The organism is Neobacillus ginsengisoli (assembly GCF_030813055.1).
This window is the reverse complement of record NZ_JAUSTW010000003.1, coordinates 296530-311021: the sequence shown is the minus strand read 5'-3', so window position 1 is coordinate 311021 and position 14492 is coordinate 296530. Positions and strand designations below refer to the sequence as shown.

At 34.6% G+C, this 14492-nt stretch carries 9 protein-coding genes and 2 pseudogenes; 10 read left to right on the top strand and 1 reads right to left on the bottom strand.

Features of this window, described 5'->3' with window-relative positions; genetic code table 11:
- Positions 1–802: 802 nt before the first annotated feature.
- The 8 genes and pseudogenes from J2S10_RS10640 (at position 803) to J2S10_RS10610 (ending at position 9014) form a co-directional block, all read left to right on the top strand.
- Positions 803–2092 (top strand): spore germination protein, encoded by a 1290-nt coding sequence (locus J2S10_RS10640; RefSeq protein WP_307407422.1) that lies wholly within the window; start codon positions 803–805, stop codon positions 2090–2092.
- 16 nt (positions 2093–2108) lie between these two features.
- A pseudogene (locus J2S10_RS27430) lies at positions 2109–2990 on the top strand (GerAB/ArcD/ProY family transporter); the annotation flags it as partial.
- A gap of 20 nt (positions 2991–3010) precedes the next feature.
- Positions 3011–4261: a Ger(x)C family spore germination protein gene (locus tag J2S10_RS10635; protein WP_307407420.1), complete on the top strand. Its 1251-nt coding sequence runs from the start codon at positions 3011–3013 to the stop codon at positions 4259–4261.
- Positions 4262–4740: 479 nt separating this feature from the next.
- Positions 4741–4875 (top strand): BA3454 family stress response protein, encoded by a 135-nt coding sequence (locus J2S10_RS10630; RefSeq protein ID WP_307407418.1) that lies wholly within the window; start codon positions 4741–4743, stop codon positions 4873–4875.
- A 166-nt stretch (positions 4876–5041) separates the two neighbouring features.
- Positions 5042–5200, top strand: a complete 159-nt coding sequence (locus tag J2S10_RS10625; RefSeq protein ID WP_307407416.1) for a hypothetical protein — start codon at positions 5042–5044, stop codon at positions 5198–5200.
- Between the two features lie 883 nt (positions 5201–6083).
- Positions 6084–6914, top strand: a complete 831-nt coding sequence (locus tag J2S10_RS10620) for an alpha/beta hydrolase (RefSeq protein WP_307407414.1) — start codon at positions 6084–6086, stop codon at positions 6912–6914.
- 157 nt (positions 6915–7071) lie between these two features.
- Entirely contained in the window at positions 7072–8259 is a 1188-nt protein-coding gene (locus tag J2S10_RS10615) for an ATP-grasp domain-containing protein (protein WP_307407412.1), read from the top strand.
- A 17-nt stretch (positions 8260–8276) separates the two neighbouring features.
- Entirely contained in the window at positions 8277–9014 is a 738-nt protein-coding gene (locus J2S10_RS10610; protein ID WP_307407410.1) for an esterase family protein, read from the top strand.
- 842 nt (positions 9015–9856) lie between these two features.
- On the opposite strand, the gene J2S10_RS10605 is transcribed toward J2S10_RS10610, so the two are convergent.
- Positions 9857–10297: a YaiI/YqxD family protein gene (locus tag J2S10_RS10605; protein ID WP_307407408.1), complete on the bottom strand. Its 441-nt coding sequence runs from the start codon at positions 10295–10297 to the stop codon at positions 9857–9859.
- Positions 10298–10503: 206 nt separating this feature from the next.
- Here J2S10_RS10605 and J2S10_RS10600 point away from each other — a divergent pair.
- A pseudogene (locus J2S10_RS10600) lies at positions 10504–10719 on the top strand (GNAT family N-acetyltransferase); the annotation flags it as partial.
- 815 nt (positions 10720–11534) lie between these two features.
- Positions 11535–14135, top strand: coding sequence for a phosphoenolpyruvate synthase (gene ppsA / locus J2S10_RS10595; RefSeq protein ID WP_307407406.1), 2601 nt, complete (start codon positions 11535–11537; stop codon positions 14133–14135).
- Positions 14136–14492: the final 357 nt, after the last annotated feature.

The window sequence follows — 14492 nt, the reverse complement described above, 5'->3', positions numbered from 1 at the left end:
TAGGCTGCCATTGATCAATTTGGTGGTACTAGGATGCGAAACCTCATGCCTAAAAGGCAAATATATGGTTCGCATAAGACGCCGGAGGGCCTGTAAAAATTGCAGGTTCAAGATATAGTCAGTGCCATGACGAAAGCATGGAAGTGCACGTCCCGCCGTCTCCACCATACATAGGTGGATAACAAGACTAGCAAAGATGTGACTTAAATCATCAAATTGTCACAGTTACATCTTTATGCTTTAAAAATATTAGTGACAAACTTATGCTTTAGATTGTCAATTGAGTTCTGAATTGGCTAAGATTTTTTAAAGATCGTCCTTGATCAGATGGTGTATCCATCTGGTCTTTTTCTTTATGGGTAAGGATTTTTACCACTTCTATACTCTATTTATTGAAATAAAAGAGCAGATTCGTTAAACTTTCATAAAATTTTTCTTGAGTGTTTATTTCACTAGTTTTACCAATTTACCTTCTGCCTTTCAATATCCATATGTAATGCCACTTCTCCAGGAGAATAAAATCTTTCTATATCCTCTCGTAACTCCTCCACATCGTTTTACCTCCTTTTCGGCGAAAATATAACCCATAGCATTGTATCATTCCTCCAGGACTATTATTTTTCCTTTCTGGGCGGCGTCTAAAAAGTTAAGAAAAAGGATGGTTTTTTTGGCTCAGGTATCATTGACTTTAAACCATTTCTACTTAAGCTCACGGAGGCGATTGATCAATTTAAGGAAATGCACTCTGGGTTAATGTGTAAAAATTTGTATTTTAGCGGATAATAACTCTGAGGTGACTTTAATGAATCTTAAGGACTTGAAAGAAAATCATGATTTTATTCACCGTGAAGTTAAAAAGGGAAATCTAAAAATTACTCTTTTTTATTTGAAGTCACTATGCGACGAAAAAAAAATTACTTGTAATGTCATCTCAACCTTTTATGATACAGACGAAAATCTTGAGTATGAAGAATATATACGCTCATTTGAAGAATGGTCAATGATTAAAGAGGAAAAAGATGCTGTGGAAAAAATTTTCAGCGGATGCATTATAATCTTACAAAACAATAAAATGTACTCTGTTAAACTGGACAATATTGAATCACGTCCTGTATATGAATCGACAGAAGAAAGTATTTTGCAAGGCCCTAAAGACAGCTTAAATGAAAAATTAAGTATATCCTTAAACATTATTCGCAATCGATATCGCAAAGAAACTTTAAAGGTTAAAAACCACACATTAGGACAAAATTCCAAGACGAATATTATTTTACTGTACGATGAAAAGCTCTGTGATAAAAAAGCTCTACAACACTTGAATAATAAACTAAAAGACTTAAAAGTTGATTTATTACAATCTGCGGGTCAGTTGCAAAAATTATTGGTGGAGAGTAAGTGGTGTCCTTTTCCTTTATTTATGACAACAGAGCGACCTGACAGAGTAGTAACAAATCTGTCTCAAGGGAAAATTGTATTTCTTATTGAAGGATCTTCATGGGTTTTACTAGGACCAGCTAGTTTTTTTGATTTTTTTAAATCTATGGATGATCATGTAGAATTAGTCACCATAGGAAAATTTCTTATTATTATTCGATACATAGCACTTATGATGTCACTTTTTCTTCCCGCTTTATACGTCGCCGTCATTTCTTATTCTCCAGAAATTTTAAAAGTACAATTTGCTCTTCTAATTGCAGGAAGCAGAATAGCTGTTCCTTTTCCTTCCTACATTGAAATTATCTTTATGATGCTGATGGTGGAATTTTTATGTGAAGCCAGTATTCGTTTACCAAGAACAATTAGCCCATCCGCAACGACTGTAGGTGGCTTAATCCTCGGGCAGACAGCATCCCAAGCAGGACTAATAGGCAATGTTATGATTATTGTCATTTCTATTGTTGCAATTTCTATTTTTGTCATTCCGGTTAATGCCATGCATCAAGCTATCCGACTTATACGATATCCCTTAATTGTACTTGGAAGTTTATTTGGAACTATAGGGGTACTAATAGGAGCTTTTGCTCTTATCGGATATCTTTGTAGTTTACGTAGCCTAGGTAAACCGTACATGCAGCTATTTGCTAAAAACTGATTGTAGGTGGATTTTAATGCTAGGACAGCGTTATTACGTTTATTTGTTTTATATCAATGCACTGGTAAACGTAACTGCTTTTATCCCGCAAATCCTTTACAAAAATCGATTTAACGGGAGCTTATTTAGTTTAGCTTTATCAGCCCTAATAGGATCGTTTCTTATTATTATATTTCAAACCCAAATGAAAAAGTTCCCAAGACAAAATATTGCTCAAATTATGGATAGGCTATTCCCAAAATGGTTTCAGAAGACTTTTTTGTTTTTTAATTTTACTCTACAAATTTTTGCAGGAATGTTATTTCTTATCTCAAACACGCAAATTGTAAGCCATTTTTTAACACCGAACTCAATTGTCGTATTTTATATTTTTCTCATGTTAAGCGTATTTGTAATAATGAATCAAACAAATTCCATATTGTATATACTGGAAATTATTGTTTTATTAGCTACACCTTTCTATCTTTTTATCATGCTGAGGTTTTTTACCGATCATTTAGTAATGGTTGATTCCATCAAACAATCTTGGACTTACCTAATGCATACTCCAAAAATGAATTCGGTTGCTTCTGGATTATTTGTTTTTACAGGATTCACAAATTTTATTATTTATAGTGAACATATTCTTTCTATTAGTAAGAAAAAATTATTAATGGTTTTAGGGGTTATTTGTTTCGTACTTTTTTCCTCATATTTCGTACCAATTGGATACTTTGGACTTAATGGTGTAGGAAAGGAAAGCTATGTCTGGGTAACTACAGTTGACAGTATGCGCTTTGATTACTTCTTTTTAGAAAGAATGGTATCAATTTTTATTTTGGTCCAAATTGGCATAACGTTGATGTATATAATATTATCCTATCACTCGTCACTACAATATCTTCAGTTAATGACAAAAAATGTTGGAGGACATTCAAAATGGGTCGGCATATTTGTCGTGGTGATATCAGCTTTAATTTCTCAGCATTTTACAGACGAATTCAGGTTATTAAAACTTTTCAATTGTTTTTTTATTTCTCGTATTATTTTAGATTTATTTTTAATGTTAATTTTACTTCTTGCTTCAAAAAAGCAAGCGGAAAATTAGTAATTGTTTTTTTGATATTACTGTTAATACCTGTTTTAGTTAATGGGTGTTCATTTAAGGATATTGATAAACGTTCATTTGTTACATCAATCGGTATTGATAAATCTGAATTATCGGGAAAAAAATTTAAAGTGATCCTCAAAATTTCACTTTCAAAGGGAGACCCGGCTACAATTGGAGCCGATTTTACTTTGCTATTTTTTGATGCCAATTCCATTTCTGAAGCTCTAAGACGAATGAAGTCGATGACAGATAAAGAATTGTTTTACGGACATACAAAAACAATTCTCATTGGAGAAAAAGTGGCTGAGGAGGATATTCGCCCTTTATTAGATTATTTCGTAAGAAGACCCGAAATACACAAGACTGCGTATTTAAGTGTTGCTTCACCAACAGCATTTCAGGTACTACAGTACAAACCTAAAGTAGAACGAGTTGCAGGCAGTTATTTATTTTCAATGTTTGAAGAAAGCAGCACTGATTCGCCATATGTTAAAACATTAACACTATTTGATGCGTATAGAAGGGAAACAGAAACGGGAATTAACATCGCTATGCCCGTAATTGAAGTTCAAAACAATAAAATTCTAGTTGATACAATTGCCCTTTTTAGCAAAAAGAGAATGGAATCTAAGCTTAATCCTAAAGAATCTGAGCTATTTAGACTCCTGACTGTGGGTATTAAGAATGGAAGTACAAATATTAAGACCAAAGATGGTACTTATGCAATAAATATTTCAAAAGGAAATGCAAGCTTCAAAATTAAAGAAGCCAAAAACCACATGTTATCAGCATTTTTTTTAATTAAATTGAATGCAATTGTAGAAGAAAAAATGGACAATCAAATAAACCTTTCCGATGATCAAATAAAAAAAATACAGGATGAAACTGAAAAGAAAATTAAAAAAGAGGTCAATTTACTTTTAGATAATATACAGAAAACAAAACTAGACCCCATTGGATTAGGTCTTAAATTCAACTCAAAAAATTTTGACCATATGAATTGGGATAATTATTACCCTAACCTCAAGTTTAACGTAGATGTGGCTTGTAAGATAAATGGAGCTGGTATTGTTGAATAAAATTGGTTCTATACAAAAGCTTGATTGTGAAGGAATGTACTTAAACAAACGGGTGCGTTAGTTTAATAAATAAGTAAGAAATCCATCTTATCAAAGGTGGCTTTTTTACTTTAGGGAAATTTAGTTTGAAGGATTAAAACAAAAAGGTAATAAGGAACCGGCCTTTTTTAGTTTTTATATTTCGACATTTTTCTGCATTCTAAGAAGAGTAACAAAATAAATAAGAGATTAGAATCATAAAAAGTTTGTTGATTTTATTGACTTTTCCAGTCATTACCGTTGCCTAGTGAATATATTAATTTTTGTTAAGTTGAGAATTTGTCAAATTTTGACCTTTTTTTTAGCTTTAATCACTTTCATTTTATTTGTAAAATAAAAAAAAGTTAAAAAACATTTATAGTGATAACTAAATGAAATTGGATTTATTAGAGAAGTGGAATGAACAAAAAGTTAGAATTATATAAAGGAGATTGAACAAAATGTACAAGTATACAATATATGTAACACATAAAGATAAAGTTTATCAAACCAACGTAATAGCTACCAAAAACCAAACAGAAGAAGAAGTTTATCGTATAGCAAAAGAACAAGTTCTGAAACAATGGGCAAATTAAATACGGGATCCTGGGATTAAAAGGATTTCGAATGGAACTTCCACTTGAAGAATAGATTTTGGATAGCTTCCTTTACTTGAATATCCAGCTGCCAATGGCGGATTTGGAGGATTTTATGAAGAATATTAATTATATATAAATTATAATAAGAGGAGTTGGTGGGTTTATGAAGAATACTGATAACCTTACTATAGAGGAGTTGGAAAGACGTATTGCTCATTTTGAGGATCGTCTTACGGATTTTATTATTACCGAGGAACAAAGAGAGTTAATTAAAGAAAGGTTAAGGGAACTAAAGAACGCTAAAGAGCGCAAGGCTTCCTAAACTTTTTAAATAAAATAATACATATAAATTAAAGAGCATTATCTGTTTTAACACAGATGCTCTTTTTTTGTAACCACCTTTTATTAACCTAGTCTATACCTTTCTGACTCGCACTACCAAAGAAAGAACATGTTGAGGTGGGTTTATGTTTGATTGAATTTATTCTCATTTCGTAAATACTTGGTTCTTTCTTTTTCTAGTGATGGTGTGACCGCTTGAAAAAGATGACACAGTTTTCGCTTGATAAATTGGGATAATTTTCCAGTTTGAAACGTACATTTTTACAAGGAGAGGCATACATGATTGCCTTGGTTAATCAGGTATACACTTATTTGGCTGTTTCTGGAAATTAATTAATGTATGTTTTGGCAGTATATTTATGAATCGATACTCAAGAAAAAATGTATATAAGCTAATATTTATACATATTTGTGAAGTTATGCTTGCTGCACTAACGAGCAGGTTTGTTGAAGAAGGAATCTAATTTATTTACGTTGAATTAATTACAAATTGCATTTACAGACCGAGGTGGTAACTGGTGGGCAAGAACAAATATGTAGGCAATGGGTCAGAATCAAAGTTTATTGGGATTGACTTAGAGTTAAATAAAGAAATTTAGTTGAAATATTGTTGGGTGTAGTAAATAGCAGTAACAAATTTTCACATCAACAAATTTGTAATTGGTGTGATAAATATTATATGAAATATATGGATGATTATAATTTTTATAACAGCGAGGTATATAAAGTTATTGAAGATATATCTGCCCAGTGGGATTTATATTTATCAAACACTTATTCATTAGAAGAACTTCAGCAGTTGGATTTTTCTAAAGTAGAACTTCCAATATTTAATGTAATATCAAAGGAGCGAGGAAGGTGAAATGAATCAATCCTATTTTTATTTAAAACTAGAAACACATCAATTACATATGTCTTATAGAAATGAAAAACGTCGCGTGCGTGTTTTATTGCCGAAAAATTATGATAAAGATGAGGCTAAAAATTATCCAGTTGTCTATATGCATGATGGACAAAATGTTTTCTACAGTAGTGAAGCTTATAGCGGGTATTCATGGAAAGTTATTCCGGCAATTAAACTAAACCCCGATTTACCGAAGATGATTGTTGTTGGGATAGATAACGCTGAACAAGATCGAATTAATGAATATACGCCTTGGAAAATTACTGAAAGCCCACTTCCTGAAGATAATGAACTAGGCGGAAGAGGCGTGGAGTTTGCTAAGTTTGTCATGACAATCGTGAAGCCGTTTATCGATAAGCATTACCGAACTAAATCGGATAAATATCATACAGTGATGATTGGCAGTTCACTTGGAGGAAATATTTCGGCTTTTATGGGTATTGAATATAAAGATCAAATTGGTGGTTTAGGCATTTTTTCTTTAGCCAATTGGATTACAAGTAAAGCCTTTGACAGTTATATTGCTAGAGAAGAGTTGGATCCTGAACAACGCGTGTACATTCAAGTTGGGACTCAGGAAGGCGATGATGCCGATCGACAATTGATGTATGGTAATATGAAGCAGGCATATATCGATTGCTCGCTTAAGTATTATAAACAACTGATAAAAGGCTCTGTTCCAATTGATAGCATTCGTTTAAATATTTTTGCGGATGAAGAACATGATGAAAGAGCTTGGGCAAAACACCTGCCAGAATGTTTACGTTTCTTAAGTGAGAAGTGGTCTTGAATGAAATGAATAATTATATTTGACTGAATTAGATCATGGGAGGAATCTATCACTTTTTTTGAATATTTTTGGAAGCTTAGATTGATTTTAAATTGAAATAATTGTACCTTAGTTGTGAAAATAATGAATTTTTTGATATTGAGAAAGGAGCTTTTTTATGAATTATATTTTGATATCACCATATTATCCAGGTAATTTTCAGTCTTTTGCTCATCGTTTAAAAGACGCAGGTGTCAATGTTTTAGGAATTGGCGAAGAGCCATATGACCAATTAGGTTCCGAATTACAAAACGCTTTAACAGAATATTATCGTGTGAATAATTTAGAAGATGTAGATGAAGTGAAACGTGCTGTTGCATTTTTATTTTATAAACATGGTCCAATTGAGCGCATTGAATCCAATAACGAATACTGGTTAGAACTTGATGCGCAGTTGCGTGAGCAATTTAACGTGTACGGCAATAAAACGAATGACTTGAAAAAAGTTAAATATAAATCTGAAATGAAGAAGCTGTTTAAAAAAGCAGATGTGCCTGTTGTAGATGGAAGAATCGTTAAAACTAAAAAGGAGTTATCTAAAGCCATTGATGAATTAGGACTGCCAGTTATCGCTAAACCGGATAATGGAGTGGGATCAGCTGCAACCTTTAAATTAAGTTCAGAAGAGGCTGTACGTCATTTTGAAGAAGAATGGGGAGAAGCACAAGTGTACTTCTTAGAACCATATGTCGAAGGAGGCGTGCTTTGTACATTTGATGGTTTAGTAGATCAGAAAGGGAACCTTGTTTTCCAAACAAGCTTTACATATAATGTGCCAACTCTGGAACTCGTTAAGGGTCAGTTGGATTTAGCTTATGTGATTCAAAAAGAAATTGATCCAAAGCTCGAAACTTATGGAAAGGCGATTGTGAAAGCTTTTGGCATGAAAGAACGCTTTTTCCATATTGAGTTTTTTAAATTAGAAGATGGGGATTATATTGCACTTGAATATAATAACCGCTTGGCTGGCGGCTACACGATTGATATGTACAATTTCGCGTACTCCATTGATTTATTTGCTTTGTATGCTTCTCTTGTGACAGGAGGAGAATTTAAGGAGTCCGATGCCAAAAACCAGTTTTGTGTCGGTGTAACACAGCGTGATGCGTATGAGTATAAACATGATACGAATGCTATTTATGAACGATTTGGCGACCGTGTGAAGTTTGAACAGCGCATGCCAGATGCGTTTGCGGAACTCCAAGGAAATCAATTTTATGCGATTAATGCAGATTCGCAGGAAGAAGTCGATGACATTATCCGTTTTGTACATGAACGAAAAAATTGCAGCATTGTAAACGTATAGGGATAGGAGATTTTTCTATGCATATAGAACATTTAAACCATTGGAGTGGCGAATTAGGACGTGAAATGCTGTTGAACAGATACGGACACAGTGGCATGCCAATCTTAGTTTTTCCTTCATCTGGAGGGACGCATTTTGAATACTATGATTTTGGAATGATTGATGTGTGTCATGACTTTATTGAATCCGGAAAAGTTCAGTTTTTTACATTGGCTAGTATAGATAGCGAAAGTTGGCTGCACGACTCAAAACCGGCGCATGACCGTGCATTAGCTCATGAAGCATATGACCGTTATGTGATTTTAGAAGCTATTCCATTTATTAAACATAAAACAGGTTGGTTTGATCCAATGATGACAACGGGGTGTAGTATGGGGGCATATCATGCGTTGAACTTTTTCTTGAGACATCCGGATGTCTTCCAAACAACCATTGCACTTAGCGGTGTTTACGATGTGCGTTTCTTTTTTGGGGATTACGGAAATGATCCTCTTGTATACGAAAATTCACCGAGTGATTACATATGGAATCAAAATGACGGCTGGTTTATTGATCGATATCGTTCAGCAGATATCATTATTTGTACCGGGCTGGGTGATTGGGAACAGGATGGGCTGCCTTCATACTTTACATTAAAAGAAGCCTTTGAAGAAAAACAAATTCCAGCATTGTTTGATGAGTGGGGCGAAGATGTTTCGCATGATTGGGTTTGGTGGCGATGCCAAATGCCGTATTATTTAGGAAAATTACTTTAATAAAATGTCAAAAAAACATCAGTACGGTTGAGTCGCTGGTGTTTTTTGACAGGGGATTTTTTGATTTTTAGGTAATAAATAATTGATGTCGTATTAAAAGTAGCAATAAAGTGGTAATAAACACTTAAATGTGGTGATAAAAAGGCAATAAAATAACAATATACTGCCGTCGTTAAAAGAAACCCATAATAATATATTATGGACAATATTCTCACTAAACATATAAAACCATTTAATATAAAAATAGACACCTTCGGTGTCTATTCAGGAGACAAAAACCCCACTATTCATAAGTGAGGAACTTTAATTACTTTTTTAGGGCTACTCTACTTAGGTAGCTCTTTTTATATTTTGAAAGTAAGATTGTGAAGAATTACACTTAAAGTAAAGGAGTGCGTTAGTGAAAGAAGAATTAAGTGATTATAGGATTGAGGCCATATTTTTAGTTATTCCATTAAAGGGCGCAATTCTGCAGCAAGAATTGTGCTCTTTCTATATGTAAAGGGCAGGATAGTTGAATAACGATTGGAAAATATTTGTATAAAACAGATAAAGTTTGTGATATGATTAGTGTAAAATTACACTAATCGAGGAGTTCGGTTACTATGAAACGGAGAATTGTTGGAGTTTCTTTGTTTTCTTAGCAAATATTAGTTAATGAATAACAAATATTATCAAAGAGATGTTGCTTCTCCACTGCAAGTAACTATTACCATTAATACACTACAGCAAATAATTATATTGTTTATTCATGTGAGTGTAGGGTAAGGCTTCAAAAAGAACTGAAATACATGTCACAATATTATTTTTCTAGGTTTTCCTTAAAAATGGACGGTTATTTTTTAACATGAAATTGCTCTTTTGAAAAGCCCCCTAAATTTCTCCCTATCTTCAGATGTAAATGGTTTTGGCCCCTTTGTACGCTTTCCGCTTTTTCGGGCCATTGCACTAAAATAACGTGTTTGTAATAATTGATCAATGTTTTCATTTGTATAGCTAAACCCTTTATGGTGAAGAACCGTACACCCTTTTGCTAAACCTAGCGAAGCAAGGCCATAATCTTGCGTAACAATTATATCTCCTATTTCTACTAACTTCATAATACGATAATCCGCAGCATCTGCTCCAGAATCAACATAAATGGTTTCCACTCCTGATGGTTGTTCCGCATTAGAAAAATGAGAAAAGCTAGTAACAAGGATAACAGGAATTTCCGCATTCGTACCTTCAGAGATAATAATATCTTTTACCGGACAAGCATCTGCATCAACATAAATTTTCATCTTTATCTCTCCCATAAATAAGTTCGAATTGATAGTGATAATAATGGCTGATTAGGATTTTGTCAAACGATGAGGATGCTTTAGCTAAAATCATTTAAAAAACACATTAATAATCATTTTATTTCCATAGCATAATTTTCTAAATGATAAAAATTCTATGTAGATAAAAATAGACAAGCCAAAAAAGTTATGAATCCTATCACGATGAAGAAGTGAATAAATTTCTCCCGTGGTTCCCGTTTCAGTCCATTGAAGCAACAAAGGAATATCTTTATACCAATATCTATAAGGCATATGAACAAGAGATAGCTTATCGGTATGCGATCGAAGAAAAAGCAAGCCATAAAGTAATTGGTTATATTGGTATTTCTGGAGTGGATGAAGAAAAAGGAAGCGCTGAATTAGGCTATGGGCTTTTATAGGGTTACTGGGGGAAGGGAATCGCTACAGAAGCCAGCAAGGCTCTACTACAACGGTTGAAATAAGATGGTTTTCAGTCGATTATTGCTACCCATGATGTAAACAATGTCGAAAATGGTAAAGTTTTAGAAAAATCGGGAATGACCTACCAATAATCCTATGATGAACTTTGGCAACCCAAAAATATTCCAGTGACTTTTAGACTTTATCGAATTGATTTTTAACTGATTTCTTATTAGGATACGAATAACAAGTAATTTCGGAAGAGTGGCTTGTCGATAACTTGGCTTAAAATAAATACTTATTTGCAACTAAAGGGCGCTTTAATGGAGTAACGAAAAAAAGCCCAATTTCTTAATATTAATGCTAAGAAATTGGGCTTTTTAATATTGGAATTTCCTTAACGTGGTAAATCCGTATTTTCCTGATGCTACCACTAAATGATCGTATATTTGAATATTATTTTTTGTAAGTCATTTGTCTTGTAAAAATAGGTTTTTTCTTCCTTTAAATTTGTAACATTATGATCCATCATAGCGGTGGTCGTGTAATACATTGATAAAAATGAAAAACTGTGGTAAATTTATATAGGCATACACTGTTTATGGAATTATGTGTAATTTATCCCTATTTTAATTATACATCATAAAATCCTTTTCAGTCAACCCCTATTTTTATTTTTTTAAAGGAGTGTTTGATATGAACATGGAACTTCGCTAGGAGCAGGAACGAGTGGACAGCGTAATTGGTTGATCAGATGAACAATTTTTGTCATATAATTCGTCTTGGTATTAAGCGATAAATGGGAGGGAAAGAAATGAAACCATATGTACTAGAGTTTCGGGAGATCGATAAAACGAGACAAATGGTGGTCGGTGGCAAAGGGATGAATTTGGGCGAATGTTCGAGGATTGAAGGAATACTTGTACCAGAGGGATTTTGTGTTACCACTGAGGCATATAAAAGAGTCATTGGGAAAAATGAGGAGCTTCATCAATTACTGGATCAACTAGCAGTTCAAAAAGTGAACGAACGAGAAAGAATTAGTGAAATTAGCAGGAAGATTCGTGAGCTGATTGAGGGGATCGAGATCGAGAAGGGGATCGAAGAAGATATCAATCGATGTCTCTTAACTTTTGGCTTCGAGCATGCATATGCTGTTCGTTCAAGTGCTACAGCCGAGGATCTTCCATTTGCCTCCTTTGCTGGTCAACATGACACCTATTTAAATATCATCGGAAGAGATGCAATATTGCGACACATCAGTAAATGTTGGGCTTCCCTATTTACTGATCGCGCAGTAATTTACCGAATCCAAAACGGATTTGATCACAGCCAAGTTTACCTATCCGTTATCGTTCAAAGGATGGTTTTCCCACAGGCTTCAGGGATTTTATTTACCGCTGATCCGATTACTTCTAACCGAAAGCTGCTATCAATCGATGCCAGTTTTGGACTTGGAGAAGCACTGGTCTCTGGCTTGGTATCTGCCGATTGTTATAAAGTACAGGAAGAGGAAATCGTCGATAAGATGATAGCAACCAAAAAATTGGCTATCTATGGACTAAAAGAAGGCGGAACAGAGACCCAGCAGATCGATCCCGATCAGCAAAAGACTCAAACACTTACTGAACAACAAATTTTACAACTAGCACGCACAGGAAGACAGATCGAAGCTTATTTTGGTTGCCCACAAGATATCGAATGGTGTTTGGTTGATGATACATTTTATATTGTCCAGAGTCGGCCAATCACTACTTTATACCCGATCCCTGAAGCGAATGATCAAGAAAATCACGTCTATGTATCTGTTGGTCATCAACAAATGATGACCGACCCCATGAAACCATTGGGATTGTCTTTTTTCCTGTTAACGACTCCTGCACCCATGCGTAAAGCTGGTGGAAGGTTGTTTGTTGATGTCACACATAGGCTGGCTTCACCTGACAGCAGAAAAAATTTATTAAATGCCATGGGACAACACGATCCGCTCAGCAAAGACGCACTCATGACCATCGTAGAGCGAGAAGGTTTTATAAAATCGTTACCAAATGATGAAAATGCACCGAGTCCCAGCAGAAACAATGCAGATATGCTGGCAGAAATCGAAAACGATCCGACAATCGTTTCTGATTTGATTAAGAGTAGTCAAACATCGATAGAAGAGTTAAAACAAAACATCCAAACGAAATCAGGATCAGATTTATTTGATTTTATTCTAGAAGATATCCAGCAATTAAAGAAGATATTATTTAACCCACAGAGTTCGGGTGTATTTATGGCAGCTATGGATGCTTCATCATGGATCAATAAAAAAATGGAGAAGTGGTTAGGTGAAAAAAACGTAGCAGACACGCTTTCTCAATCTGTACCAAACAATATTACTTCGGAAATGGGTCTAGCATTATTGGATGTCGCAGATGTGATTCGTCCTTATCCAGAAGTAATTGATTATTTACAACATGTAAAAGATGATAACTTTTTGAATGAACTGGTTAAGTTTGAAGGTGGACAAAAAACCCGAGACGCTATCTATTCTTATCTCAACAAATACGGAATGAGATGTGCCGGAGAAATTGATATTACCAGAAGTCGTTGGAGCGAAAAACCAACTACACTTGTCCCCTTGATTCTCATTAATATCAAAAACTTTGAGCCGAATGCTAGCAATCGGAAATTTGAGCAAGGGCGGCACGTTGCCTTGAAAAAAGAACAAGAGTTATTAGATCGATTGAAGCAATTGCCGGATGGTAAACAAAAAGCCAAAGAGACAAAACGAATGATTAGCATCATCCGGAATTTCATAGGTTATCGTGAATATCCAAAATACGGCATGATTAATCGCTACTTTGTTTATAAGCAGGCATTACTGAAAGAAGCCGAACAACTTGTACAGGCCAACGTTATTCATGAAAAAGAAGACATATACTATCTCACTTTTGAAGAACTTCGCGAAGTCGTACGCACAAATCAACTGGATTACAAGATCATCAGCAAACGAAAAGACGAGTACAAATTATATGAAAAACTAACTCCCCCACGTGTTATCACGTCTGATGGTGAAATCATTGCAGGTGAGTACAAACGAGAAAATCTCCTAGCTGAAGCTATTGTAGGTCTACCTGTTTCTTCCGGAGTTATAGAGGGACGAGCACGTGTCATCTTAAACATGGAAGATGCTGATCTAGAAGATGGAGATATATTAGTCACCTCCTTTACTGACCCTAGCTGGACACCATTGTTTGTATCCATAAAAGGCCTAGTCACCGAAGTTGGTGGACTGATGACCCATGGAGCAGTTATCGCACGTGAATATGGATTACCAGCAGTTGTCGGAGTAGAGAATGCTACCAAGCTGATAAAAGATGGGCAACGTATTCGAGTAAATGGAACAGAAGGTTATATAGAAATACTATAATTCATTACATTTAAATCATAAAAGAAGAGCATTCGAATTAGGAGAATCATTGACATCATGGTGCTTTGCGGTCTATGTTAAGAACCCTGTCACTAGGACATATAAGGGGGGCGGTAACTGAAGATCGATATTAATGTCTGTTAAGATTATCTTGAAATCGAGTATTCTGTTAAAGGGCGCGATTCAGTAACAAGGATCAGCGCTTATTTTCATTTTAGGGCCATAACCCTAAGCTTCCGCCTCAATTTTATCAAACACGGCAATACTAGATTTAAAATCATTTTGGAGGATAAATACTGCTTCCATTTTAGTAAGGGCTAGATGCTCGAAAATTGGTTACGATCTAGACAAGTTGTT